The sequence below is a fragment of the Thalassomonas actiniarum genome (assembly GCF_000948975.2).
GTDB lineage: Bacteria > Pseudomonadota > Gammaproteobacteria > Enterobacterales > Alteromonadaceae > Thalassomonas > Thalassomonas actiniarum.
Genome location: NZ_CP059735.1, coordinates 2,633,848 through 2,659,508, shown reverse-complemented (window position 1 = coordinate 2,659,508; position 25,661 = coordinate 2,633,848). Strand labels below are relative to the sequence as shown.

The window sequence follows — 25,661 nt, the reverse complement described above, 5'->3', positions numbered from 1 at the left end:
TATGGCCAAACGCAAACCGCTTGATGACAGCCCAGACTGGACATTTGATTTATTAAAACAGTATCAGACAGAGATCGCCCGGGTAGCTGAGCATTACCGCCTTGATACCTACCCCAATCAAATAGAAGTGATCGCTGCCGAACAAATGATGGACGCTTACGCGTCCGTAGGCATGCCAATTGGCTATAACCACTGGACCTTTGGCAAGAAATTCATCCAAACAGAGCAAACCTATAAACGGGGACGTATGGGCCTGGCCTATGAAATAGTGATCAACTCCGATCCCTGTATTGCCTATTTGATGGAAGAAAATACTATGACCATGCAGGCCCTGGTGATGGCACATGCCTGCTATGGCCATAATTCCTTTTTCAAAGGCAATTACCTGTTTAAGTCTTGGACCGATGCCAGTTCCATCATAGATTATTTATTATTTGCCAAAAACTATATCGCCGAATGCGAAAACAAATATGGTATTTCCGAGGTAGAGTCCACCTTGGATGCCTGTCACGCTTTGATGAATCATGGCGTTGACAGATACAAAAGACCACAAAAGATCTCCCTGGATGAAGAGCTGAAACGGCAAAAAGACCGGGAAGAATATCTCCAGTCCCAGGTTAACTCCCTGTGGCGCACCCTGCCGGCGGCGCAAGCACAGGAAGCGGTAAACAAAACCACATTTCCCAGTGAGCCCCAGGAAAACATTTTATATTTTATCGAGAAAAATGCGCCTTTGCTTAAACCCTGGCAGCGTGAAATTGTCCGGGTTGTACGAAAGATATCACAATATTTTTACCCGCAAAAACAAACCCAGGTCATGAACGAAGGCTGGGCCTGTTTCTGGCATTACACCATACTAAACCACCTTTATGATGAGGGTTTAGTAACCGACAAGTTTATGATGGAGTTTCTTCACAGCCATACCAGTGTGGTGGCGCAACCCGAATACAACAGCCCTTATTACTCAGGCATTAACCCTTATGCCCTCGGGTTTAATATGTTTATCGACATCCGGCGTATCTGCGAACACCCCACAGAAGAAGACAAGCAGTGGTTCCCGGAAATTGCCGGTAGCAACTGGTTGGATACCGTACATTTTGCCATGGAAAACTTCAAGGATGAAAGTTTTATCAGCCAATTTCTTTCCCCGAAACTGATGCGGGACTTCAAGTTATTCCATATTCATGACGACGAAAGCAATAATTATGTAGAAATTGGCGCAATCCATAATGAACAAGGTTATAAACAGCTGCGCACCACCTTGTCCAATCAATATAACCTGAGTAACCTGGAGGCCAATATCCAGATTATTGATACCAATATTAACGGTGACCGTGCCCTGACCTTACGCCATACCCCGCATAAAGGCGTGCCTTTGGCCGACTCCAAGAGTGAAGTACTCAAACACTTACATTATTTATGGCAATTTGATGTCAAACTCGTTCAGGCCAATAAAAGCGGTGAAGACGATGTTATTGCCCGTTGTCCTGACATAGACCCCCAGGAACAACTGTAGCTAAAGATAAAAGAAGCGGGCATCGCTGAAGACTATACTAGTTTCTCTGCAACCTATACAAAAAACCGGCAATTTTATTGCCGGTTTTTTATTTGTAAGAAATATACTTGTTAGTCGGATAATTCTTTTAATACGTCTTCTTTTAGCTCTAACCAAAGCTTACCGGATTCGATACCGTATTTACGCACAGCAAATACCGCATCATCAAATTTATTTTCCTTGGCCAGATCAATCAGCTTTTGATAATACGTTCTTGATATCTCCCGCCCCTGAGCCTGGGCAAAATACAAGCTACCGATGCGAGAATATAAGCCTTTGAAACCATTTAGAATCAAGAGGTAAATGGGGTTTTGCGAGGCTACTACCAATTCTTTATTTAAGCGATAGTCGAATTCGGCAAAAGCTTCACCTGTATCTTCTACATCACGGTAGGCACTTAACAATTCAATGGCTTTTTCAGGATTGTTTTTAATGGCCCCGCGAACATAGATAGCACTGATATTGGTGCGGGCAGACAATAAGTTGTCCACCAGATCGGGAATACCTTCCTGATCCAACTGGGCCAGGTTTTCAAGAATATTTAAACTTGAAGTATCCCAAAAATTATTCACCTTAGTAGGCTTGCCATGTTTTATGGTCAGCCAGCCGTCACGTGCCAGACGCTGAAGCACTTCTCTTAAAGTGGTTCTGGTGACGCCTATCAGTTCAGACAACTCCCTCTCCGCCGGTAATATTGAACCAGGAGGGAAACCACCATTCCATATGGATTCGACGATATATTGTTCAGCAAATCCCGCCGGACTTTGTGCTTTTATTACCATGAGGCTATTTTTTACCTTTAAGTGTTAATTTAACCGCAAACTGATTGTACCAGAAGCTCTCCCGAGTACAAGCGTGTAAAAAACGAATATTGCGAATTATTCTCAATTCCCCCCTTGTTCAGGTAAAAAATGCTTTTTGTCTCATACCCTAAGTTTTTTGCTATTGTGCAATAAAAAGCCAGTCTAACAAGAGAAAAGATAAGAAAAGAGAATACCGCTATAATCACAATAGCTCGCTAAAGCTTTTAAATTAATCAATAAAGGCCTGAGTTCAAAAAATTTACCTTTAAATGAGAATTAATTTAACATCGAAGTTAATAAGCCATAATTTATTGTGGTATATTGTGATTTTACATAGTTAATAATAAAACGCGATGGTATTAAGCCGTTAAGTTTAAAACAACGATAAAGGTTAGTTATGCAGCAATCATTTATGAGCGCACTGTACAAAAATTTCTTAGGGTCTTCGCCCGAATGGTACAAGCTTGCTATTGTTTCTTTCTTAGTCATCAACCCGCTACTGTTTTTCTTTGTCAATCCCTATATTGCCGGTTGGGCATTAGTGCTTGAGTTTATTTTCACCCTGGCCATGGCCTTAAAATGCTATCCCTTACAGCCCGGTGGCCTGCTCGCCATTGAAGCCGTGATAATAGGCATGACTTCCCCCAAGCAGGTTATGCATGAAATTACCGTCAACCTGGAAGTAATCCTGTTACTGGTCTTTATGGTGGCCGGTATTTATTTTATGAAGAACCTCTTGTTGTTCTTATTTACCAAGATCATCACTAAAGTGAAGTCGAAAACCATCGTTTCCCTGATGTTTTGTTTTACCAGCGCCTTTTTATCCGCTTTCCTCGATGCCCTGACGGTGATCGCCGTGATTATCAGTGTTGGCGTTGGCTTCTACTCGGTTTACCACAAGGTAGCTTCAGGTAAAGAGCAGCACCATGAGCATGACCACACAGAAGATCATCATCTGGGAGAATATAGCCGCGGCGACCTGGATCAATTCCGTGCCTACCTGCGTAACTTATTAATGCATGCCGGTGTCGGTACTGCATTAGGCGGTGTTTGTACCATTGTCGGTGAGCCGCAAAACCTGATCATCGGACAACAGGCCGGTTGGGATTTTCTTGAATTCGCCATCCGCATGTCACCGGTCACCTTCCCGGTATTAATTGCCGGCCTGATCACTTGTGTGCTTTTGGAAAAAGTTAAATGGTTCGGTTACGGTGCCCAGCTCAGTGACAATGTCCGTCAGGTATTAATTGATTTTGACGAAGATGCAACCAAAAACCGCACCAAGCGCGATAACGTTAAACTTATTATGCAAGGGGTTATTGCCATCTGGTTGATTGTTGCCCTGGCACTTCATCTGGCAGCTGTAGGTTTAATCGGTTTAACCGTGATCATTTTCGCTACTGTTTTTACCGGTGTTACCGACGAACACCAGATTGGCCATGCTTTTGAAGAAGCCCTGCCCTTTACCGCCTTATTAGCCGTATTTTTTGCCGTTGTTGCCGTAATCATCGACCAGCAACTCTTTACCCCGGTGATCACTTGGGTACTAACCTTTGAAGGCAACATGCAACTGGTAATGTTCTACCTCGCCAACGGCTTTTTATCTATGGTCAGTGATAATGTCTTTGTTGGTACGGTTTATATTACCGAAGTTACCAAAGCACTGGCGGCCGGCCAAATCACCCGGGACCAGTTTGACTTACTGGCGGTTGCCATCAATACCGGTACTAACCTGCCAAGTGTTGCCACCCCCAATGGTCAAGCCGCCTTCTTATTCCTGCTAACTTCGGCCCTGGCCCCGTTAATTCGTTTATCCTACGGCCGTATGGTGATCATGGCTTTCCCATACACCATAGTCCTGACCATAGTGGGCTTAATAGCCATCTCTTCAGGCCATTTAGCGGATTCCACCCAGAGCTTATATGATTCGGGCTTGATCCAACATCATACCGAAGTGCCCGGAGCCCATGCCCCGTCTGCACATTAATATTTTGAAACGATTTTAAAATACAAAAAGCGCCCTAGTGGCGCTTTTTATTTACAGGATGTAATGTATGATGCGACAACAGGAAGTTTTAGAACATCGATTTACAGGATGTAAGGTAAAATACTGCTGTTATATACGACAACTGAATAGATAACGTCAAAGCTAATTTAAGCAAATGAAAATAGCAGACAAGCGATTAACAATAAGAACCAAAATAATTGAAGGAAACGAAGTGAAAACTATCAGTGATCTCGTTGACAAAGCCACCCCATGGAAATTACTGGCTTTAAGTGCTTTAGCCCTTGAACTGGTTGCCCTCTACTTTCAGTACATTATGGGGCTTGAGCCCTGCATCATGTGTATTTATCAACGCGTGGCTATTTGGGGGATTTTCTTTGCCGGTGTTGTCGGCAGCCTGGGACATAACTTTTTTATCGGTCGCTTTGCCGCCTTCGCCTTATGGGGGATTGGCGCTATCTGGGGGTTACTGATCGCAATGGAGCATGTAGAGATGCAGTCCGCGTCTTCTTCATTATTTTTTACCTGCGATTACGTGCCTAATTTCCCCAGCTGGGCGCCGCTGCATCAATGGCTTCCCTGGTTATTTGAAGCCACGGGTGATTGCGGTGAAATTAGCTGGAGCTTCCTTGATTATTCAATGCCCCAATGGATGATAGCCACTTACGCCATTTATGCCGGTGTTTTTGTACTGATACTGCTGGCACGGTTATTATATGCCAGAAAAATTTAGGATGGAGCCAAACAGGCCAGCTCAGTGAAACTCCCTGCTCTTTGACATCCTGTCATCGCAACATACCGTTCTTCCTGAACATAAGTTGCTCTTTGACATCCTGTCATCGCAACATACCGTTCTTCCTGAACATAAAAGCGATGTTAACTTAACATCGCTTTTTTATTACCGGGCTTATATTTGATAACTTAAATCAGGATGAAATAACAGAATAAACCAATAATACTGGAAACCAGCACACTCAGTATCGCCCCTTCTTTGACCATATCCTGTATTTCTATATATCCGGTACCATAGGCAATGGCATTTGGCGCGGTTGCAACCGGCAGCATAAAGGCGCAACTGGCCGCCATCGCCGCCGGGATCATAAAGACCACCGGATCATAACCGGACGATATTGCCGCCACCGCCAATATCGGCATTAACAAAGTCGCCGTCGCGGTATTACTGGTGATTTCGGTGAGGTATGTCACCACCAGACAAATGGTTAGAATCATCAAAATAGCCGGGAGATTGGCCAAGGTTGTCAACCAGTCGCCAAGCATAGTACTTAATCCGGAGGCTGTGAAACCTTTGGCAATGGCAATACCACCGGCAAACAGCAGTAACATGCCCCAGGGGATTTTAACAGCGCTGTCCCAGTCCAGTAAACGTCCGCCTTTGCCGTTGGGAACTAAAAACATCAGCACAACCGCCGTAAGCGCTACTGTGCTGTCACCAGCTATGGGAATATCCAATGCGCCACTCCAGCCGCCAAAAGGCTCTTTACGGGTGACCCAGGCTAGTGCCGTTAAGCCAAACACCCATAAGGTTCTTTTTTCCTCTGTACGCCAGGCTCCTAATTCAGGCAACTCTATTTTATGCTTTAAGGTAACATTACGGGTCAACCATACCGCCATTAGCGGCAAGGCCACTAAGATCACGGGGACACCTATTTTCATCCAGGCGAAGAAACCAAACTCTTTACCGGTTTGTTCCTCATAAATACCGGCAAAAATAACATTTGGCGGGGTACCGATAAGGGAGCCCATACCACCGACACTGGCGGCATAGGCGATCCCCAAAATTAACGCGACTTTGAGCTTGGGGTTATCGACATGGGCCAGAATTGCCAGGGCAATCGGCAGCATGATCAAGGTCGTGGCGGTATTGGAGATCCACATGCTTAAAAAGCCTGCCGCCAGCATAAAACCAAGCACCAGGCGTCTGCCGCTGGAAACCCCTACCAGGCGTATCATATAGACCGCCAGCCGCTCATGGGCACCGCTTTTCTCCAGAGACTTGGAGAGCATAAAAGCCCCCATCAGCAATAAAATCACATGGCTGCCTAATGCCGCCGCCGCCGACTTATGATCAAGAATGCCGAACAAAGGAAAAAGGGCAAAAGGCACCAGTGAGGTTGCCGGAATAGGGATGGCTTCACTGACCCACCACATTACGGTTAATAAGGTAATGGCAGCAGCCAGCGCCGGCTTTTCTGCCAGTCCCAGCTGTCCCAGGATAAAATAAAACGCAATTGCTGCCAGCGGCGCAATCACAATAAAATGCTCTCGGTTAAGTTTCATGCTTGTTGTTTTTCTTTTCGTTATTGGTTTACGTATAAGTTGCGTTTATAGCGTCTAGGCTTATGTAGTATCGTTTATAACCCTTACAGGAAATTCTCAAGAAAGCGGCTCGCTTGCTGCCAACGCGGATCTTTTGCCAGCCCCGCCCAATCCATATCGGTTTTTTTCAGTAACTTGCCTAAACGCCTGCTGCTTGACGGGTCATTGCTGATATTGGCGTTATCAATCACCTCAACAGCAGCTTTGCGGTTATTACACACCAGCAACATATCACAGCCCGCCTGCTGCGCGGCTTCGGCCCGCTCCACATAACCACCGATCACCGCCGCCCCTTCCATGGATAAGTCATCACTGAAAATAACCCCGTCAAAACCTAACGTCTGTCTCAGGATTTTTTGCAGCCAGACAGCAGAAAACCCCACGCCAAGCTTATCAATATCAGGGTAAATCACATGGGCTGGCATAAGCGCAGACAAAGCCCCCTTATCCAACATGACCTTAAAAGGTTTAAGATCTAAACCGGTAATATCATTAAAAGAACGGGAGTCTACGGGTAAGGCAATATGCGAGTCTTCTTTAACGCTGCCGTGTCCGGGGAAATGCTTACCTGTTGCCAGCATACCCGCGGTATTCATGCCATCGATAAAGGCCGTTGCCAGGGGGATGATGACATCCGTTTGCTGGTGAAAGGCGCGATCGCCAATCACTTCACTGATGCCATTGATATCCAGTACCGGGGCAAAACTAATATCTATACCTACCGCCTGTACTTCCAGCGCCATTAACACTCCGCACTGATGCGCCAGCTTTACTGCCTGTGTTTTATCTTCCCCGGCAAGTGACCAGAGACTGCCCATGGCGGGGATCGCAGTGAAATGTTCACGAAACCGCTGTACCCGGCCGCCTTCATGATCTACCGCCAACAGGATATCACTACCGGCAGCGGCCCTGATGTCCTGTGTCAGCGCCGTCATTTGCTGCGGCGAATGATAATTTCGCGAAAATAAAATACAACCACCCACCCGTGGATGTTCAAGCAGTTCTTTATCTTCTGCCGATAATGATGTGCCCTGCACATCAAGCATTATTGGACCCATAACCACACACTTAAAATAAAATATGCAGCTACTCTAACCAATTTATCGGCATTAACAAAGCTGTGAAGGGGAATTTCAAGCAATGGCGGACAGGTTGGTGAAAAAGTCGGCAACAGCCCGGCCCGGAAACTTTGCTCCCGGGCCTAAAGGAGAAGAGAAATTAATCGGCTCTGTTTATCGGCGCCGCCACTCCGGCCGCCACATAAGGGATCACCTGCTGGATCACTTCACCGATATCCATTTTCCGGTCAAAGTCATTGGCGGCAATATCCATTAAGGCATCACTTGATGACATGGTAAACACTATGGTGCCCATAGTGAAATGCAAGCGCCAGAACATATCCTCCGGCGTCAGTTCAGGATAGGCCTTTTGTACCGCATCAACAAAGTAGGAGATAACATTGGGATATTGCGTGGTCAAAAACCAGCGTAAAAAGCCCTGGCTGTCGGTATAACCCCTGCCCAACAATTGCAGGAAGTTACTGGTACCGTTTTCCTGAAACTCATTTAAGGAAAGTAAAGGTTCGACAAAAGCCGAAAACACCTGTATCAGGCTGGGTTGTCCCTGCTGCTGGCACACGGCTTCTAGCGCCGACTCCAGCCGGGGAGACAACTCATTCATATAGCGGGACATGACCGCCTTGATCAACTCTTTTTTAGAGCCAAAATGATAATTCACCGCCGCCAGGTTTACCTCTGCCTGGCTCGTTATTTCCCTTAACGAGGTGCCATTAAAGCCTTTATCTGCAAACAACTGCTCAGCTGCATCTAAAATTTTATTTTTTGTACTCATATGCTTTCAGGCGCCATTACAACATTATTAAAACAAACGGTTTAAACAGACGTTTAAAATAGCCTAAGTTGACTCATCAGGTCAATAACAGTTACTGAAGAAAAATTATCGAACAAGTTTTTCAAAACAAAACAAGGTAATTCATTTAATAATAAATTATCGGGAATTATTTTGCATTTAAATGAACTTTACCGCAGATCCCTGCTCAAACAGGTATTAGCGCATATGCTTAAACAATTCCTCCCTGGCTCTGTGACCTGATCTGTCAATCACCACCGAGCCTTTTTTTTGCCCAAAAATCCACCTGAAAACGGTTATTTGTTTTTTAATGCGCCATTTGCTGCAAATACCTGGCAGATTAAGACTGAAACTCACCGATAATTATCGGCATTTCCCCGTAAATTCCTTGTTATCACTGGACAATTTTATATAATCTTGCCACCCCAAAGGATCACAAAAATTACAACAAACTATGAAAACAACAACATTTAAATTGACCGGTGTTGCGCTGCTGGTCGCGGCTACGCTAACCGGCTGCAATCAAACAACTTCAGATGCCTCAGCGCCCCAGGCCGCCAAGGCAGAAATGAGCAAAGCCTTAACCGCGAAAGATGCCGACAGCTTCCTGGCCCGTGTTAGTGAAGAAATGGTGCGTTTAAATAAAGAAGGCGCCCGTGCTGAGTGGATTTACCAGAACTTTATCACCGAAGATACCGCTGCCCTGTCCTCTGCCGCCAACCAGAAATCCACCGAAGCCGGCGTACGTTTCGCCATGGAAGCCGCCAAGTTTGACGATGTCGAAGTTACGCCAGATCAACGCCGCAAGCTCAATTTCCTGAAGCAAAGCCTGGTTATCCCTGCCCCGCAAGACTCTACAAAATCAGCTGAACTTGCCAAAATAGGCGCCGAACTTGGCAGCATGTACGGTAAGGGTACCTATACCACCAAAGCCGGTGAAAAATTAAGCCTGGGTGATATGACCGCGACTATGGCCACTTCACGCGATTACGACGAGTTACTGGAGTTATGGCAAGGGTGGCGTGAAGTCAGCCCGCCGATGAAAGACTTATATACCCGCCAGGCAGAATTAGCCAATGAAGGCGCCAAAGGCCTGGGTTACCCAGACTTGGGTACCATGTGGCGCTCTAACTATGATATGTCGGCCAATGAGTTTGCCGATGAACTGGACCGCTTATGGGGCCAGGTAAAACCTTTATACGATGATCTGCATTGTTATGTGCGCTCTGAACTGGGTGAAAAGTACGGTACCGATAAGGTACCGCAAGACGGCCCCATTCCTGCCCACCTTTTAGGCAACATGTGGGCGCAGACCTGGGGCAATGTCTATGACATGGTTGCACCGGAAAATGCCGATCCGGGATACGATGTCACCAAACAATTAGCCGTTCACGGCTATGATGAAAAGCAAATGGTTAGAGGGGCAGAAAAATTCTTTACCTCTCTTGGCTTTGAAGCCCTGCCGGAAACGTTCTGGCAGCGTTCTTTATTTACCAAACCTGAAGACAGAGATGTAGTCTGTCACGCTTCTGCCTGGGATTTAGATGCCAAAGACGATATCCGCATCAAGATGTGTATCCAGCGCACCGGTGAAGAGTTCTCGGTGATCCATCATGAGCTGGGCCATAACTTCTACCAGCGCGCCTACCAGAACCAGCCGGTGTTTTATCAAAACAGCGCCAACGACGGTTTCCATGAAGCTATCGGCGATACCATTGCCCTTTCTGTTACTCCGAAGTACCTGAAAGAAATAGGCTTAATCGATACTATCCCGGATGAGTCCAAAGATATCGGCCTGTTGATGAAAATGGCACTGGATAAAGTGGCCTTTTTACCTTTTGGTCTGTTAGTTGACCAGTGGCGCTGGAAAGTCTTCTCCGGTGAAATTACTCCGGAAAACTACAACACTGCCTGGTGGGAATTACGTGAGAAATATCAAGGTGTAACAGCCCCGGTTGCCCGTGATAAAGAAGCTTTCGATCCGGGTGCCAAGTATCACGTACCGGCAAATACTCCTTATTCCCGCTACTTCCTGGCACATATCCAGCAGTTTGAGTTCCACCGCGCCTTATGTGAAATCTCAGGTAATACCGATCCTATCCACCGTTGTTCTATCTACAACAACAAGGATGCCGGTAAAGCCCTTAATACCGTGTTAGAAATGGGTTCAAGCATGCCGTGGCAGCAAGCCTACAAGGTATTAACCGGCAACGAGCAGATGGATGCCACTGCCATTTTAGATTACTTTGCACCACTGCATACCTGGTTAAAAGAGAAAAACCAGGGTAAACAATGTGGCTTTTAAGCTGTTTTAAAGTTAGCCGCTAAGCTGTAATAGCTAAGCGCTGCAACTTAACTTTATTAACCCCCTCACTCTGAAAAGATGAGGGGGTTATTTTTAGCTTCTGCCCAAGCAGCTCCCTATATCAGGAAACCTGGTTTCCTATTTGAGGACATCGCATCCCCTCCATAATAACAACTGGCGAATTACCCCTTATAAAACAATACCTTTCTTCTCTGGTATGCATATTGCCCTTTAGTCTGCAACAACAAAGACAAGACTCTAAGGAATATTCTATGCGCTTACAGCAAGTAATCACCAAAACTCCCTGCCTCTTTGCCGGCGTTTTATTCAGCCTGACAGCCGCCATCAACACCGCCGAGGCTAAGCCAAATACCCTAGCACTGGGTAAATTTGGCCCGCGTCCCACGGTAGATATCGCCATTAACGGCTCCAAGCCTTTTACCGTAATTGTCGATACCGGTTTTACCGGCGGATTAATGCTGGACAAGGAGCTGGTACAGGCATTGGATCTCACCTATATCAATACCACACAAATGCAAAACATGGGTAAAGGTAAGACCATGGACATTAATAACTATCAGGGGGAAACCATAGATTTTGGTGATTTCACCCTGGAGCTGGACAATATCAGTAGCCATGACACCAGTATCTTAGCCGGTGAAGGCATGCCTAAAGGAGTATTAAGCGCCTGGGCCTTTGCCCCCGGCACCTTCACTTTTGACTATACCAACAATACCTTAACCCATGACAGTAAACAGCAGCTCAGTACCGGGCAAGCAGGTATCGTACCACTGGAAACTGGCCAGCACATGTTTCCCAGTTTTGACGTTAATATTGACGGCCAGGTATTTAAAGGCCACCTGGACACGGGATCCCCAAGCAGTATTACCCTGCCGTTAGCACTCAAGGATAAATTTGAATATCAAAAAAAACCAAAGGTTACAGGCAAGGCAAGAATGCCGGGACGGGAATTGGCTATCTGGTCGGGGAAGCTCAAAGGAGACGTAACCATTGGCCAGGTGCGGCTTAACTCACCCGAAGTGAAATTTCTCGACGGTATCCCGGGGATCAATATCGGCTCATCATTTATCAAAGCCCATAAAATATCAGTGGATATTGAAAACAAACTGATGCAACTGCATTAGCCAATGCCTTTAAATAACTTAACCAGCGCTTTGCCGTCCACGACAGTACATAAATAAAGACATCTTAAAATAAAAAGCCCGGTAACATTCACATGCACCGGGCTTGGTTATACTTTGGAAAAATAGCGGTTAATCTTCTACCCGCACACCCCAAACATCATGCTCATCGGCGTGGATAATTTGCACCCACACCTGATCGCCGGGCTGCACATCAAACTCATCGGTAAGATAAACCTTACCGTCAACTTCCGGCGCATCCATATAGCTGCGGCCAACCGCCCCTTCGCTGTTCACTTCATCAATAAGGATCAGGTATTCCTGACCGATACGTTGCTGTAGCTTATCGGCGCTGATTTTCGCCTGAACCGCCATAAAGCGTTGTAGCCGCTCTTCTTTCACCGCTTCATCGATTTGATCCGGCAAGTCATTGGCCTTGGCGCCTTCTACCGGCGAATACTTAAAGCAGCCAACCCGGTCAAGCTGGGCTTCTTGTAAAAACGCCAGCAACTCTTCAAATTCTTCTTCGGTCTCACCCGGGAAACCGACAATAAAGGTAGAGCGGATCACCAGCTCGGGACAGGTTTCACGCCACTTTTTGATGCGCTCTAAAGTGCGCTCCGGGCTGCCGGGACGTTTCATTAACTTTAAGATACGTTTATTGGCATGCTGGAACGGAATATCCAGATAAGGCAAAATTTTACCTTCCGCCATCAGCGGAATAACGTTATCAACATGGGGATAAGGATAAACATAATGCAAACGCACCCAAACACCCATTTTTGACAGTTGCTCGCACAGGGCCTGCATATGGGTTTTCACCGGCATCCCGTCCCAGAAATCGGTTTTATGTTTCACATCAACGCCGTAAGCTGAGGTATCCTGGGAGATCACCAATAACTCTTTTACTCCGGCATTGACCAGGCGTTTCGCTTCACCGAGCACATCTCCTACCGGGCGGGAATCGAGATCGCCGCGCATCGACGGAATAATGCAAAAGGTACAGCGGTGATCGCAGCCTTCGGATATTTTCAAATAGGCAAAATGTTTCGGGGTCAGTTTAATACCGTGATCCGGCACCAGGGAAGTAAAAGGATCGTGTTTCGGCTTAGTGACATGTTCATGTACCTGGTTGAGCACTTCTTCATAGGCATGCGGCCCGGTAACGCCAAGCACGTTGGGATGAATCTCGGTGATTTCATCTTCTTTGGCCCCCAGACAACCGGTGACCAGCACCTTACCGTTTTCAGTTAATGCTTCGCCGATAGTGTCCAGCGACTCTTTTACCGCAGAGTCGATAAACCCACAGGTATTGACGATCACCAGCTCGGCATCGTCATAACTGTTGACGACATCATAACCTTCGGTTCTGAGCTGGGTCAGGATACGCTCGGAGTCCACCAGGTTTTTCGGGCAGCCAAGTGAAATAAAACCTATGCGTGAACGCTTGGCTTCCCCCCCTTGGGGTGCAAGTTCTGCCTGATTCGCTTCAATGGTTTTTGAAGGAATATCTAAAGTCGTGGTTTGCTTGGGATCGAATTGTTCAACTGTCATGGACTACCTTGGCACTTGGCTTTTACATCATCTAAATATCTCGGGTAAAGCCTGCGGCTTTACAAAGTTGCGCGATTATACCCGAAAGTATTTAACAGGGGAAATATGATATATACAGATAAAAACTCGGCACAGGCCAAGATAATGATTAAGGCAAGAATTTATGCTTCATCCTCAGCGCCATTAACATTTAACTCCTCTTCCAAGCCTTTCAGTCCATTCACAATATCCACCAGAGTGCCGACAGCTGCGCCATCGGGCTCATAATTGTTTTATTCAAACTCGCTTTTTGATGCATTTAAACAGGTAATGTAATTTGCAATCAAGGCGTTATCATCGCAGCTGCCCAAGACCTTATCCAGACGGTACTGCGCAAAAGCAACGGCGCGATACACCAGGGTTTGATTGTTGTGACCCGAGGTTGAATAAATACCAGCCCCCACTATTTCAGTATTTTTAGCTTCAACAGACACCAGCAAGTGATGAATTTTTGCTATTAATTCAGGGTTATTACTGGCTTCAGGCACAGCATCGTCTTCGACCCCGGTAAAGAATGCTTTGATTTTGGCAAGCAACTTCACAGGCAATGATATCTCCACTTTCGATGATATATTGGACTAATGGATTGAATATCACACTTTTTGATAAATGCATATAGCAACAAGATAAGCCAAGTTAATAGCAGGTCACATACCCGCCGGTCTCGACCAAAAACACCTGGCCCTTAGCTCATCCGAAGAGCTGTTGATTGCTCCCTGTCTCTTACCAGGAATAGAGAGCCAGTCCCTGATACAGAGACTGTGACTGTTCAAGCTGTACTACCTTGCCAACCAACTCCTGCTGCTCAAAGCCGTTATACAAATGAAGTAAATTATATAAGCCGGTCACGCAACCAAGCTCTCCGGTAAATAAGGCACTCTGGATAATTTTCGCCCGAGCCTCAAGACACGGAGCCAGCCTCAAATAAGCATTTAACCAGGGCTGAGATAAGGTTTCATCACCATTTCCGGGCAAGTACAAGTGAGTGACTTTTTCCTCTTGCCCGGTTAACTGCTGCGAGACTTTTAAAAACAAACTTTCAACCCCCAAAGAGCGCTGATGTATGCTGGTGCTTTCCTGTGCTAATAAATCAATTGCTATGCCCTGTTGCTGCTGTTGATTTGCAGGCTTGATACAAGTGAATATCGCCCCTTCGGAAGGCACTATGCCGCTGTCACATTCGGCGGTGATCAGCTGCTTCTCCCGTGCCAGGACATTAAGATCATGATAGAGGCTGTCTACGGCAATGAAACAGACCCCGGGAACTTTAGCTTTAGTACCGCTCTTCCCCCCGCCTTCAGCCCCATGACCGTTTAACAATTCAGTCACCGAAGTTAATGCCATAGGCAATGCTGCCCGGCCAAACGGAAAAAACTGACTAAGTTCATGGTTAAATAAACTGGGAAACGTTTTTTTTAACCGCTCAGCCCAAACCAGCAAATGCTGATTTTCTTCATCGGGGTTTTCCTGGTTTGGCAAAGGCTGGTGTGACAGCTCGGGCAAAAGCCAAAAGACCGGCATTTGGCTATAAGGGCTTGTACCACTATCCTGATTTTCTTTGCTAATTTTGGCTAACAGCTGCGTAAGAAGCCCTTCAATACGCTCAAGTTTATTGCCAGCCGATAATATTGGCGCTTCATCGGGCAAGGGACAAAATGCGGAGAGCACCTGCTGGCCGTCTTCAAGCTTTGAGTAAGATGTTTTTGCCGGCAGTTTATCCAAGAGCAAGGCTTTATCAAGGTCGCTTTCTCCGCCAAGTAAAACGTGTGAGTGCTCAAGAATATAACTCATCAGCCGGCCACCGATAAATAATGTGAAACCCTTTGCTGCGGGGATAAAATCTTTTGGTGCAAACTAGCATAACGGCGGTGTAATAAGCTGCCCTGTACGAATGTCGTTTTAATATTGTCTAAGGTTATCGGCAGGCCATTAAACAACCGAGCGGGAACTTCCTTTTTTACCGGCATCTGCTCCGTTGCTTGTTCCGGGCCAACTTCACTTCCTCCTTGCAGCTTTTCTGGAGCCTGATTCACGGTTAACAGCTGTTGCCAGCAGCCAAGAATTTTCGCACCGTAATAACTTAAATCCGTTAACCTTTGCGCTTCATCGCTTGCAAACTGGATAGCTAATGGAATGAATTGATCCAGCTTATCTCCCAACATTAAACGCAGGCCAGTATAGGCTTGTTGTGTATAACCTGGTTTTTGCAAATAGCGGGCGAGAAAAGGAATGAACTTACTGTAACCGCTCAGCGCCATAGCGAAAATTAATGATTCCTCCAGGCTTTGTTGACTATGTTCTGCTTGAATACAGTCAGGCGCAGAAACATTATCCTGCCAACTAGTTAACTGGTTAATCACCCGGGTTAAAGAGGCCTCATCCAAGGAAACAATAAAGATTTCAAAAAGGTGAGTGTTTAGGTATTCATGTTCAACAAAGTCCTTTAGTAATACCAGCGGCTCACTTTCAGTTTGATTCGTTATTTTGGGCATCTCAATTTCAGGAGTGGCGACCGTTAACAAAACTCTCAGATACAAACGCCTTAAAGGCGCCTGTTTTTTAATATAATTTTCCAGTTCATTATCATCTCCAAAAGCTTCATTTTCCCTCTTATCAACGGCAAGGGATAACGTTTTCATTAAGGTATTATGATAATACCCCGCCAGCAGACAGATATGATAGGCCTCAACATTGCATTTGGCTAAAACAAACGGTAAAAGTGGCTCTTGCTCGTTAGTCACACCAAGTGCCAGATGCAATTGACTCGCCATCAGTTGAAGTATGTGCTCCTTACATTGCACCAATGCACTAATGACTTCAGCTGTTAACGCCTGCTGTCGGGACAACATCAGCTGTAACAACAGCAATAAATCATCAGCTTCAAACCTGGTATTTTCCCTGATGGCTTCAACCAGTTCAGCAGCATTTTCTGCCTGAAACAAAACCAGCTGAGCATTATCTTCTGCCCCGTTATTTTTTACCTTTTTCAGCAAACGCAGGCAAGCCATCAGCGAGCGATTATTCTCATCCAGATTTTGCTGGTAACTATAAAAGGTTTGGTGAATGACCCGCCTTTGCGCCAGTAATTCATCAAGATATAAACTTATCTCTTTCATCACATCCGTGTGCTTGTTTTATATGATTTATATTGGCCTATAAAATAACCGAAACAACAAATATTCAGTCACCGATTAATACCGTAGGGTTGCCGACTAAAATAGTCCCGCCATGAGCCGTACTGTCACCCACCCGGGCAGCAGGTTTGCCGTTAATACTGACACTTCCCGAACCGGCATTAATGGTATCCGGCGGGCCAACACATACGGCTTTATCTCCTTTGCGGGCAGCGGGTAAACCGCCAATTTTTACATTTGGAGAACCAACAATGACCGGCCCGCCAACATGGGGCACAGGGCCGGGGTTGACCCTAGGACAAGCATGAAAACTGGTAACTATTGCTGCTGGCATTCCCATTTTATTTCCTTAAATAGCCTAGTGAATAATGCTCTCTGTAATAATTTAACAATCATTTCTGAAATGAGTTAACCATCTTCATTGCCTGAAGTAACTTTTTATCCCTTAAGGTGAAATATGGAATACCAAATTCTGAATATTTAGAACGTCCTTGGGGCCTGGAGTAAGTTAGTAATAGTAACACCGGGTTCAAACTCCTTTTGGCAATTTGGAGTAAACCGAATTTTTAAATCTTCACCACCGAACGTATTTTTATAATGTAAAACATCTGCTGGCGCTCCCCCTTGACCAGGTTTTTTCCAAAATTTATTTTCTATAATATCTACCAACCAAGGAAGTGAAGTTAAAGGCACAACAAACTGTTCCAAGCTATAACCGGGTTCATCTTCTTTATGCCAGCTCGGTGCAGGTGAAATGAATTTATCTTTACGCAAATATATTACTTCTTGAGCATTTTTAATCAGATAGAACATTTCTTCCTTTGCAAATGCATCAAATATTTCAGCAACTACAATATAGCCTGAGGGTAAATTATTCGTATTTAAATATGACATAGTATTCCTAAACTATTACTTTTGCAGATATTCGAAGAATTGCTCCCCGAGCTTCTAATTCATCCATGGTTTCCGGTGATTTTTCAAAGATAATGGTTTCCAGTGTGCCGTGTTGTCCTTTGGCAAGATAACCTGATTCTCCTTTGGTTTTAGTTAAACCATCCCCGGAGAAATGCTCATTAGTGCCGACTTCTGTAGTGTATTTATGCCGGGCCATAAAAGCATCATAATCATTATCATCAGTAAATTTAAAAGAGGCAAATTCTCTGACTTTATTCTTTAAATACGGGTCACCTCCATCAGCTTTATATTCACTTATTACCCTAGCATATTGCTGACTATATTCCGGAGTCATTACCCCTTGTAAATTTTCCTCAGAAAAGTCTTCGGCAAATTCTTTTTGCCCAAGTGCTGCAGTATTTTCATAAGTAGGAATAAAGGCCAAAGCGCCGTCTTCTTTAAAATACTCCCCCTGATCAATAATAATAATTTCCCATTCAGCCTTATCATCCCAAGTCATACCGTTGAGATCATTAAACAACTTGGGATCTGTATCACCGTTTTCCATCTGATCAAAGGTGGTGATCCAAGTGGTTGTTCTACCTGAGTCTCTTTTAAAGCCAACAGGTTGTTCCCCTGTTTTTGTTTTTTGCAAGGTCACCACAAACCTTGATGTTATTCTGTCTTGCGCTACTAATGCTTCAAGCTCAGCCTGGGAATACTTAGGTTGATATTCCCCCGTGGCTATTAATCGCTCTCTCGCCTGTTCCAACCTTTGCTTCACCTCTTCAAGTGATGTCGGCTCCGCCGCAACAGGTGCTTCTGAGGAGGCTCTTGCTGCCAGCTCTTTATTGCCCGGCTCTGTTTTTACCCGGGCATCCCCTGCCTGAGCATTTGATGACCCGCTATCACTAATTTCTGATGAATTGGTCGCCGTTTGCTTTGAAGCCTTAGCGCTTTGACTTACTCCCTGCCCACTTCCTTCTTCCAACACCAGATTGTTATTTTTTGCGCTACTTGATGACGATGATTCCTTGCCTCAATGACCGCTATAAGTCATTCTCGGCTCGTCCATTTCAAAAACCAGCAAGTCGCGATTAAGCAAGCTATCCACCAGGTACCTTATTGCCTGTGCTTCGCTAAAACGCGACAGGCTTTGCTCATCTCCGAGCAGATAAGACATCAAGCGGCTGATAATATCCAAGGGGTTTTTCCATTGATGCAGGGTCATTAAAAACTGCCGGGCATAATATTTGTCGGCGTAACATTGCATCATAGGTAACCCCAACAGCGGATCGTCCGGTTTATCTGCGGCTTTACAGGCCAGGTACTGATAACCGAAGTTGCAATAAAGATAATGCCCTTTGCAAAAATGCCCGCTGCGGCCGACGCCGGGATATTTAAGCAGGTCCATTTAATGCCATTCCTTGTTCCATCCTTGAAACCACCTGTTAGTTCAACTTGATCTGCGCAGCTTTTAAGGTAATGACTGTGCCGTTGACTTTCACATCTGTGCCTTTGATCTCTATGCTGCCGCCGCTGTTCATGGTGATGGAGGCGCTGCCGGTTTTAAAGATTATTTCACTGCCGGCCTCGATATTGAGTACTTTACCCACATGTAAAGTATCGTCCTCGCCTATTTCACTGAGCCTGTTTTTACCGACTTTTAAGTTATTGTCGCTGACGACCTCCGTGATCCTGTTATTGCCGATACTGTCTTTTTGATCATTTTTTACCTTTAGTTCATGGTCTTTTTCCGCCTGGAAAAACAGCAACTCTTTGCCTTTGTCATCTTCAAAACGCACTTCGTTAAAATTATCCACCCCGCCCTGCTTGGTGCTGTGGCTTTTAATGCCGCTCTGGGTTTTTTTGGCCGGTAAGGCATAAGGAGGCATTAAATCAGCGTTATAGACAGCACCGCTGATAATTGGCTGGTCGGGGTCGCCGTTGATAAAGTCCACCAGCACTTCCTGGCCGACCCGGGGAAAGAAAAATGCGCCCCATTTATTACCCGCCCAGTTTTGCGCCACGCGAATCCAGCAAGAGCTTTCGCCGTTAAATTTACCTTCCCGGTCCCAGTGAAACTGTACCTTAACCCGGCCATATTTATCGATATGCTGCTCGTCACCGGCATCGCCGGTCACCACCGCCGTTTGCACGCCGCTTATCACCGGCTTGGTAAATTTCAATGATGGCCGGTAGGGAGTGTCTTTGGGCACGCAGTCAAAGTCGTTGCTGTATACCGCGATGGCGCTGCTTTGGTTGGCACCCGACTGGTTCGGCTGGGTGGCATTGACCCGCATCCGGGTCAGCAGATAACTTTTACCTTTATAACGGGCATCTTCATGATCGGCAAAGGTAAAGAACTTGCCGACAGCAAAGCTGCGGCAATCCCCCTGCCCGACGGCCTGGTGCATGTCTTTTTGCAGCGCTTCCAGGCGGACATTGGCAGAGGGCTGCGGCCTTTTATTAAACTCTGATTCGCCAAGATATTCATAAACTTCATAATTTTGTTGTGACGGCAGACTGGCATCGAGTTTGTTACCGGCGGGAAAGAGTTCCGGCTGCTCAAAGTCATAACCTTTTTGCGCATAGCCACCGCTGACCATGCCAAGGCCCCCCTGCCAATGGCCGATATGGGGCTGGGCCAGATGGCCGGAGAAACACCTGACCTTATCTTCTGCGCATTTTTTATAGGCGGTGATATCGTCCGCCAATACCAGGGTATGCTCGCTGTCGCTGTGATCGAAAAAATAAAAAATGCCTTCTTGCTGCAATAAACGGCTGATAAAGTCAAAATCGCTTTCATGATATTGCACACAGTAATCGTATTTTGGGTAGGTTTTAGTGGTTTTATCGCTAAAATCCACCTGGTGCTGCCCGAATAAATCGGCAACAATCTCCTGTACCGAAAGGTTTTGATAAATGCGGCAGTTGCTGCGTTTGACCATCAAAGACACGCTTGGCACCACCACAGCACGATAATCGATATAATCCTGTGCCACCTCGCTATCTGAGGTACGCATGCCCAAAGATTCCAAATGAGAGACAACACCGTGAAAATAGCGCATATCCCCGCTGCCTTCGGCATTTCTCAGCGATATACAGACCTTTTTTCCCACCAGATCTTTTAGCGCTATCTTAGTACCTACGGTAAACATCATGACCTGATAGCTAAAGGGATGCGACATGCTTTCCTCAGCCGCAAACCGGGTTAAGTAAAGTACATCCTTACCCAAAGGAGTGTCGATACTGATGACATTGTTTTCTTGCGTAGCCTTTTGCATTCCTTGCCTCTATACCTGTAGCCAACATCAAAGGAAAAGCCCCGGAAACTTTTTAGGGAGAAAGCCCCGGGGCCGTCAGCAGTATAAAACTTACATTTGCTGACCTTTAACACCACTGTAGCCATAAACCAGCGGCGCAGTGACATTGTTTTTATCGTCTGTCGGCGTAACCGTCATCATCATTTCGGTGTAGCTGATGGTGATGCTTTCGGTGGGTCTGTCTGCCTGAATCGACACACTGTAGTTGGAAATCATGGCATCGGTGAGTTCGATTTTCATGATTTCTTCGATTTTATCTCCTTGTTTGGTGATATGAAAAACCGCTTTTTTGCCTTTACCTATAGTGGCTTCCTTGAACAAGTCAGGAGAGGCGCTGTCTTGCAACTTAGTGATCACCACATCACCCAAACGGGTGGCGCTGGCTTCACGGTCTTGTGCGGTACCTGTATGGGCGGAGAGTTCACGGGTAACATTCCAGTCAACAGACTTAATGGTGATCAAATCCTTATAACCTTCAGCCGTGGCTTCGCCTTTTATTCCTTCATAGTCCAGATAGGTATTTGCTTGCATGTTCAATGCTCCTTTTGCATGTTTTTATCCTTTACGGATAAGCTAAGTTAAGTTTGAAGTACTTCAAACCCGTTCAATGTGAACTTAATTTCCTTATTCCCGCTTACTGCAAACTTCCAACGTGTAGATAAGTATTCTTTTTCGCTTCAAAAAAGTGGCCAGGCAAAAAGTTAACCGGCTTAAACCCATCAAAATTAGCCTAAGGCCGTTAACATTACTACTTGAATATAATGAAATTATACTAAAGTAGTATCGACAAGTCCGGTTAACGCCAATACCGCAGACAAAGCAATCTCCAGCATGCCTTGATACTGTTTTCCCGTTTAGCTCCCGGGTATGTCAGTTAATGCTAGATCCCACGGCACAGCTATAGAATCTGGCACTTACTTCCTTATAACTTATAATTAAATTCCCCGCCCTTAATATTCACCTTCACCGCAGTTGTGACTTCATTGCCAGTCATTTTTTCCAGTATTCTTACCGACAACTCTGGCAGCAGGGTATTTTGCAAAATATTATGAATATTACGCGCACCCGAGCCGGAATCCCGGCACATGCCGACAATTTTCTCCACCACCTGATGGCTGTATTCAAACTTGGCCTGGTAATGTATTTCCAAGCGCTGTGCAACCCGCGCCAGCTGCAGTTCAGTAATGTCGGTGAGCATGTCACGACTTAGCGGAATATAAGGGATAACATTTACCCGGCCTAAAAACGCCGGTTTAAAGTGCCCGAGCAAGTCATCCTGTATCGCCTTCGCCAGCCCTGTGGGTGAAGGTGCGGTATTTTCATCGGCAAATAACTCCATGGTGGTTTCTGTGCCGACATTTGAGGTCATAATGATAATGGTGTTTTTAAAATCAATATCCCGGCCTTCACCGTCTTTAATGGTGCCTTTATCGAACACCTGATAGAAAATATCCTGCACCCCGGGGTGGGATTTTTCCATTTCATCGAGCAAAATCACGCTATAGGGCTTACGGCGCACCGCTTCGGTTAACACCCCGCCTTCGCCGTAACCGACATAACCCGGAGGTGAGCCCAGCAGCAGGGAAACCTTATGCTCTTCCTTAAATTCCGACATATTGATCACGGTCACGTTATCTTCACTGCCGTAAACCTGCTCCGCCAGGGCCAGGGCTGTTTCTGTTTTACCGACCCCGCTCGGGCCGCTGAGCAGAAACACGCCGTTGGGACGCTTTTCATCCCCGAGCTGGGCGCGCGAGGTTTGTACCGTTTTCGCAATCAGCGCCAGGGCATGGTCTTGCCCGACAATGCGCCCGGCCAGGTTTTGCTGTAAGGCTAAAATGGTGGCAATTTCATCGTGCTGCATTTTCCCGACAGGAATACCGGTCCAGTCGGCAATCACTTCCGCCACCAGCTGTTCATCTACTTGATAAAACACCATGGGCTGCTTGTTTTCTGCCAGGGTCGCTTTTAACTGATTAAGCTCGGTCACTAAGGCCGGCGTATTTTTATTTTCATCCTGTAATTCCAGGGTCAGACTGGTAATTTTTGCCACCAGATCCCGCTCGCTTTGCCAAAGTGATGTGAGCGAGCTTAACTCCTCCCGGGCATTGTTAAGTTCCAGCTCCAGCCCGGTGATGGCTTGCTTATGATCAACGCCTGTTTTCGCTTCTCTGTTGAGTAAACTGATTTGTGTTTCCAGTTGCTGGGTTTTGCGTTGCAGGTTTTCAATGGGCCCCGGGGTCGATGCCTGGCTCATGGCCACCCGGGCACAGGCGGTATCAAGTAAACTCACCGCCTTGTCCGGTAACTGCCGGCCGCTGATATACCGGTGCGATAAACTCACCGCGGCATTAAGGGCTTTATCGGTAATAAAAATCTGATGATGATTTTCCATCACCGGCAACAAGCCGCGCATCATCACCACAGCGGCTGCTTCACTCGGCTCTTCAATTTTTACTACCTGGAAACGACGGCTAAGGGCGGCATCTTTTTCAAAATATTTTTTATATTCCGCCCAGGTCGTCGCGGCAATCGTGCGTAATTCCCCCCTGGCCAAGGCAGGCTTTAATAAGTTGGCGGCATCGTTTTGTCCCGCCGCTCCGCCGCTGCCGATCATGGTATGGGCTTCGTCGATAAATAAAATAATCGGTATCGGCGAGGCTTTGACCTCACTGATAAGCGACTTAAGCCTGTTCTCAAATTCCCCCTTCATGCCGGCACCGGCCTGTAACAGTGCCAAGTCCAGCACCCGGATACTGACATCTTTTAAGGCATCCGGTACATCCTGCTCGGCAATTTTTAACGCTAAACCTTCTACCACCGCAGTTTTACCGACCCCGGCTTCACCGGTTAAAATCGGGTTGTTCTGACGGCGCCGGGTCAGGATATCCACCATCTGACGAATTTCATTATCCCGCCCCAGGATAGGATCGACTTTCCCCGCTTTGGCCTGCGCGGTAAGATCTTGGGTGAACTGATTTAATCCCGGGGTATTGTGTGAACCGCCCGGGCCGGTATTTTCTTGCTGCGCTAACGGTGCACCGCCCTGAGCAGAAAAGCCCGACTCGTCAGATTTGGCGGCTAACTGTGGCCAGGCATGTAATAGCTGCGCCGGGTCAATATTAGTGAGTTCTCCACCGGAGCGGGAAATTAGCGCCGTTAAGCTGTCATCGTTGAGCAAGGTATAAATCACATAAGCAGAGCGGATCCGCCCATCGCTAAATTCTATGCTGGTATTAAGCCAGGTCTGGCGCAGCAAATTAACGATATGCGGGGATAAACTCGGCGCGGCACTGTTACCGGTTTTCAGCTTTTCCAGTCCCTGGCGTAACTGCCCCAGCAAGCGCTCTTTTTCCACCGAAAAACTTGCCAGGATCAAGCTTAAATCACCGGCATCCTGCTCCAGCATGGCCAGCAGCCAATGCTCCATTTCCACCGTAAACTGACTGCGGCTATGGCAAATGCCCGCCGCAGCTTCCAGCGATTGGCGGCATACGGGGTTGAGTTTCTCCACCAGTTTATTCAAGGTCATGGCTGACATAAGTATTAGTCCTTTAATTTATTATCAAAAAGCTTTGTTTTCCCTACCCTGCCTGTCAGGACAGGGATAAGGTACAAGGCTTGTTTTCTTTTTCCGCACGGCTCAATAAACCACAGCCCATACCCAGAGGCACACCGGCCCCCGATAACTGCACCGGCGGCACATCCCGCTGTTTAATATGCAGCAAAATTTTTACTTTAACGGCATTGCCCAGATAACGCTTTATCACTTGTTTTACCAATTCGGCGCTGCTTTCACCGGGTAAAAAATCCTTCACCGCCTGCCCCGCCTCCGGGGTAAGGTGGATGGCAATAGAAGAATTAATATCCCATACCCGGCTACCGATACTGGCATCAAGACCTAAACGGGCATACTGGCCTTCCGGTTGTTGACGGGAGCCAAGGCGTGTTTGTTCACTGCCCGGCAGGTATTGCCATTTGCCCTGAAATTGTTCGATACGCACTTTAGCGCGGGTAAATTCCGATAATATTTGCTGCAAACCGTCGCTGCTGCGAATTTTTTTACTGAAAAGCCCGGCATAATATTGATTGACCCCCTCACCGCCGCTTAAACGGGCCAATACCTGGCTAAAAGGATCCGATTGACTTTTATCATTGTTTTTACTGCCATTTTCCCTCTGACAATTCGCATTCTGGAAATTAATGGCAAAACGATATTTTTCCCAGGCCCGGTAAAACAGGGAAATCAGCCTGTGGTTAAAGACATCGTAAAAGTCACGCATACCGGTATCTTTAAATTTCAGCCGCTGCAAAATAAGCTCGCTGTAATGCCGGGGTAAGATCCCGCTCGGGCCGGTTAAGCCCATAAAAGAAACCAGCATATCGACACTGATATTATCTTGCTCGTCGGTGCCCGCCTGTTTTATCGCCGCTATCGCCTGCCCGGGAAAACCCAGATGCTGCTCTGACTTAAAACGGATCAGCTCATGTTTTGGCAAACTATCAAAGCCGACTTTCCTGAACTGCTGCTTTTCTCCCGCCAGCTGGCGCTGCAGGGTATATACCGCCTGGTAGAAGTCAAAAGCGGAGGGGTCTTTAATTAACGCATCTATGCTCATAACAGCGGCCTCCTGCCTGCCCTGCTTGGCCACCAGAAATGAATAGTGGTAAATACCTTACTACGCTTTAATTCAATCC

General features: G+C 46.4%; 21 protein-coding genes. 5 read left to right on the top strand and 16 right to left on the bottom strand.

Features of this window, described 5'->3' with window-relative positions:
• The first annotated feature begins 1 nt into the window (after position 1).
• Positions 2–1,516, top strand: coding sequence for a SpoVR family protein (locus SG35_RS11540; RefSeq protein ID WP_044831504.1), 1,515 nt, complete (start codon positions 2–4; stop codon positions 1,514–1,516).
• A gap of 110 nt (positions 1,517–1,626) precedes the next feature.
• On the opposite strand, the gene fadR is transcribed toward SG35_RS11540, so the two are convergent.
• Positions 1,627–2,337, bottom strand: coding sequence for a fatty acid metabolism transcriptional regulator FadR (gene fadR, locus SG35_RS11535; RefSeq protein ID WP_044831503.1), 711 nt, complete (start codon positions 2,335–2,337; stop codon positions 1,627–1,629).
• A 418-nt stretch (positions 2,338–2,755) separates the two neighbouring features.
• On the opposite strand from fadR, the gene nhaB reads away from it, so the two are divergent.
• Both nhaB and dsbB read left to right on the top strand, forming a co-directional pair.
• Complete coding sequence (nhaB, locus tag SG35_RS11530; RefSeq protein WP_044831502.1) at positions 2,756–4,345, top strand: sodium/proton antiporter NhaB; 1,590 nt, start codon at positions 2,756–2,758, stop codon at positions 4,343–4,345.
• 232 nt (positions 4,346–4,577) lie between these two features.
• Positions 4,578–5,096 (top strand): disulfide bond formation protein DsbB, encoded by a 519-nt coding sequence (gene dsbB / locus SG35_RS11525; RefSeq protein WP_044831501.1) that lies wholly within the window; start codon positions 4,578–4,580, stop codon positions 5,094–5,096.
• A gap of 188 nt (positions 5,097–5,284) precedes the next feature.
• Here dsbB and SG35_RS11520 read toward each other — a convergent pair whose 3' ends face one another.
• The 3 genes from SG35_RS11520 to psrA all read right to left on the bottom strand — a co-directional run bounded on the left by SG35_RS11520 (position 5,285) and on the right by psrA (position 8,551).
• Complete coding sequence (locus SG35_RS11520) at positions 5,285–6,661, bottom strand: SLC13 family permease (RefSeq protein ID WP_044831500.1); 1,377 nt, start codon at positions 6,659–6,661, stop codon at positions 5,285–5,287.
• A gap of 83 nt (positions 6,662–6,744) precedes the next feature.
• On the bottom strand, positions 6,745–7,758 hold the full coding sequence (gene nagZ / locus SG35_RS11515) for a beta-N-acetylhexosaminidase (protein ID WP_044831499.1): 1,014 nt from the start codon (positions 7,756–7,758) through the stop codon (positions 6,745–6,747).
• Positions 7,759–7,918: 160 nt separating this feature from the next.
• Positions 7,919–8,551: a TetR family transcriptional repressor PsrA gene (gene psrA, locus SG35_RS11510; protein WP_044831498.1), complete on the bottom strand. Its 633-nt coding sequence runs from the start codon at positions 8,549–8,551 to the stop codon at positions 7,919–7,921.
• 472 nt (positions 8,552–9,023) lie between these two features.
• Here psrA and SG35_RS11505 point away from each other — a divergent pair, with 472 nt between their 5' ends.
• Together SG35_RS11505 and SG35_RS11500 are read left to right on the top strand one after the other, a co-directional pair.
• A complete protein-coding gene (locus tag SG35_RS11505) occupies positions 9,024–10,874 on the top strand; it encodes a M2 family metallopeptidase (protein ID WP_044831497.1) in 1,851 nt (616 codons plus the stop codon).
• Between the two features lie 272 nt (positions 10,875–11,146).
• Positions 11,147–12,019: a retropepsin-like aspartic protease gene (locus SG35_RS11500; RefSeq protein ID WP_044831496.1), complete on the top strand. Its 873-nt coding sequence runs from the start codon at positions 11,147–11,149 to the stop codon at positions 12,017–12,019.
• Between the two features lie 129 nt (positions 12,020–12,148).
• Here SG35_RS11500 and rimO read toward each other — a convergent pair whose 3' ends face one another.
• From rimO to tssG, 12 genes are all read right to left on the bottom strand, one after another.
• On the bottom strand, positions 12,149–13,570 hold the full coding sequence (rimO, locus tag SG35_RS11495) for a 30S ribosomal protein S12 methylthiotransferase RimO (protein WP_044831495.1): 1,422 nt from the start codon (positions 13,568–13,570) through the stop codon (positions 12,149–12,151).
• A 272-nt stretch (positions 13,571–13,842) separates the two neighbouring features.
• Positions 13,843–14,151, bottom strand: coding sequence for a hypothetical protein (locus SG35_RS11490; RefSeq protein WP_152646517.1), 309 nt, complete (start codon positions 14,149–14,151; stop codon positions 13,843–13,845).
• A 181-nt stretch (positions 14,152–14,332) separates the two neighbouring features.
• The gene (locus SG35_RS11485) at positions 14,333–15,400 is read right to left on the bottom strand and encodes a hypothetical protein (RefSeq protein WP_044831493.1); all 1,068 of its coding nucleotides are present in this window, start codon (positions 15,398–15,400) and stop codon (positions 14,333–14,335) included.
• The gene (locus tag SG35_RS11480; protein WP_044831492.1) at positions 15,400–16,725 is read right to left on the bottom strand and encodes a hypothetical protein; all 1,326 of its coding nucleotides are present in this window, start codon (positions 16,723–16,725) and stop codon (positions 15,400–15,402) included. Before SG35_RS11480 ends, SG35_RS11485 begins: the two co-directional genes overlap by 1 nt.
• Positions 16,726–16,789: 64 nt before the next feature.
• On the bottom strand, positions 16,790–17,083 hold the full coding sequence (locus tag SG35_RS11475) for a PAAR domain-containing protein (RefSeq protein ID WP_044831491.1): 294 nt from the start codon (positions 17,081–17,083) through the stop codon (positions 16,790–16,792).
• 140 nt (positions 17,084–17,223) lie between these two features.
• Positions 17,224–17,637, bottom strand: a complete 414-nt coding sequence (locus SG35_RS11470; RefSeq protein ID WP_044831490.1) for a hypothetical protein — start codon at positions 17,635–17,637, stop codon at positions 17,224–17,226.
• Positions 17,638–17,644: 7 nt separating this feature from the next.
• Positions 17,645–18,628 carry a hypothetical protein gene (locus SG35_RS11465; RefSeq protein WP_044831489.1) on the bottom strand — a complete coding sequence of 328 codons (984 nt, stop codon included), beginning with the start codon at positions 18,626–18,628 and terminating at the stop codon, positions 17,645–17,647.
• Positions 18,629–18,676: 48 nt separating this feature from the next.
• Positions 18,677–19,051 (bottom strand): hypothetical protein, encoded by a 375-nt coding sequence (locus tag SG35_RS11460; RefSeq protein ID WP_044831488.1) that lies wholly within the window; start codon positions 19,049–19,051, stop codon positions 18,677–18,679.
• Between the two features lie 37 nt (positions 19,052–19,088).
• Positions 19,089–20,924, bottom strand: a complete 1,836-nt coding sequence (gene tssI / locus SG35_RS11455) for a type VI secretion system tip protein TssI/VgrG (RefSeq protein ID WP_044831487.1) — start codon at positions 20,922–20,924, stop codon at positions 19,089–19,091.
• Positions 20,925–21,014: 90 nt separating this feature from the next.
• Positions 21,015–21,494: an Hcp family type VI secretion system effector gene (locus tag SG35_RS11450; protein ID WP_044831486.1), complete on the bottom strand. Its 480-nt coding sequence runs from the start codon at positions 21,492–21,494 to the stop codon at positions 21,015–21,017.
• Positions 21,495–21,885: 391 nt separating this feature from the next.
• Entirely contained in the window at positions 21,886–24,504 is a 2,619-nt protein-coding gene (gene tssH / locus SG35_RS11445; protein WP_044831485.1) for a type VI secretion system ATPase TssH, read from the bottom strand.
• A gap of 55 nt (positions 24,505–24,559) precedes the next feature.
• Complete coding sequence (gene tssG, locus SG35_RS11440; protein WP_044831579.1) at positions 24,560–25,582, bottom strand: type VI secretion system baseplate subunit TssG; 1,023 nt, start codon at positions 25,580–25,582, stop codon at positions 24,560–24,562.
• Positions 25,583–25,661: the final 79 nt, after the last annotated feature.

Bases quoted from the DNA above. Each gene is read 5' to 3' on its own strand.
- SG35_RS11460 (WP_044831488.1), bottom strand. From the start codon at position 19,051: ATGGACCTGCTTAAATATCCCGGCGTCGGCCGCAGCGGGCATTTTTGC.
- fadR (WP_044831503.1), bottom strand. From the start codon at position 2,337: ATGGTAATAAAAGCACAAAGTCCGGCGGGATTTGCTGAACAATATATC.
- tssI (WP_044831487.1), bottom strand. From the start codon at position 20,924: ATGCAAAAGGCTACGCAAGAAAACAATGTCATCAGTATCGACACTCCT.
- nagZ (WP_044831499.1), bottom strand. From the start codon at position 7,758: ATGGGTCCAATAATGCTTGATGTGCAGGGCACATCATTATCGGCAGAA.
- tssG (WP_044831579.1), bottom strand. From the start codon at position 25,582: ATGAGCATAGATGCGTTAATTAAAGACCCCTCCGCTTTTGACTTCTAC.
- SG35_RS11485 (WP_044831493.1), bottom strand. From the start codon at position 15,400: ATGAGTTATATTCTTGAGCACTCACACGTTTTACTTGGCGGAGAAAGC.
- SG35_RS11540 (WP_044831504.1), top strand. From the start codon at position 2: ATGGCCAAACGCAAACCGCTTGATGACAGCCCAGACTGGACATTTGAT.
- tssH (WP_044831485.1), bottom strand. From the start codon at position 24,504: ATGTCAGCCATGACCTTGAATAAACTGGTGGAGAAACTCAACCCCGTA.
- psrA (WP_044831498.1), bottom strand. From the start codon at position 8,551: ATGAGTACAAAAAATAAAATTTTAGATGCAGCTGAGCAGTTGTTTGCA.
- rimO (WP_044831495.1), bottom strand. From the start codon at position 13,570: ATGACAGTTGAACAATTCGATCCCAAGCAAACCACGACTTTAGATATT.
- SG35_RS11450 (WP_044831486.1), bottom strand. From the start codon at position 21,494: ATGCAAGCAAATACCTATCTGGACTATGAAGGAATAAAAGGCGAAGCC.
- SG35_RS11480 (WP_044831492.1), bottom strand. From the start codon at position 16,725: ATGAAAGAGATAAGTTTATATCTTGATGAATTACTGGCGCAAAGGCGG.
- SG35_RS11475 (WP_044831491.1), bottom strand. From the start codon at position 17,083: ATGGGAATGCCAGCAGCAATAGTTACCAGTTTTCATGCTTGTCCTAGG.
- SG35_RS11500 (WP_044831496.1), top strand. From the start codon at position 11,147: ATGCGCTTACAGCAAGTAATCACCAAAACTCCCTGCCTCTTTGCCGGC.
- SG35_RS11505 (WP_044831497.1), top strand. From the start codon at position 9,024: ATGAAAACAACAACATTTAAATTGACCGGTGTTGCGCTGCTGGTCGCG.
- SG35_RS11520 (WP_044831500.1), bottom strand. From the start codon at position 6,661: ATGAAACTTAACCGAGAGCATTTTATTGTGATTGCGCCGCTGGCAGCA.
- nhaB (WP_044831502.1), top strand. From the start codon at position 2,756: ATGCAGCAATCATTTATGAGCGCACTGTACAAAAATTTCTTAGGGTCT.
- SG35_RS11470 (WP_044831490.1), bottom strand. From the start codon at position 17,637: ATGTCATATTTAAATACGAATAATTTACCCTCAGGCTATATTGTAGTT.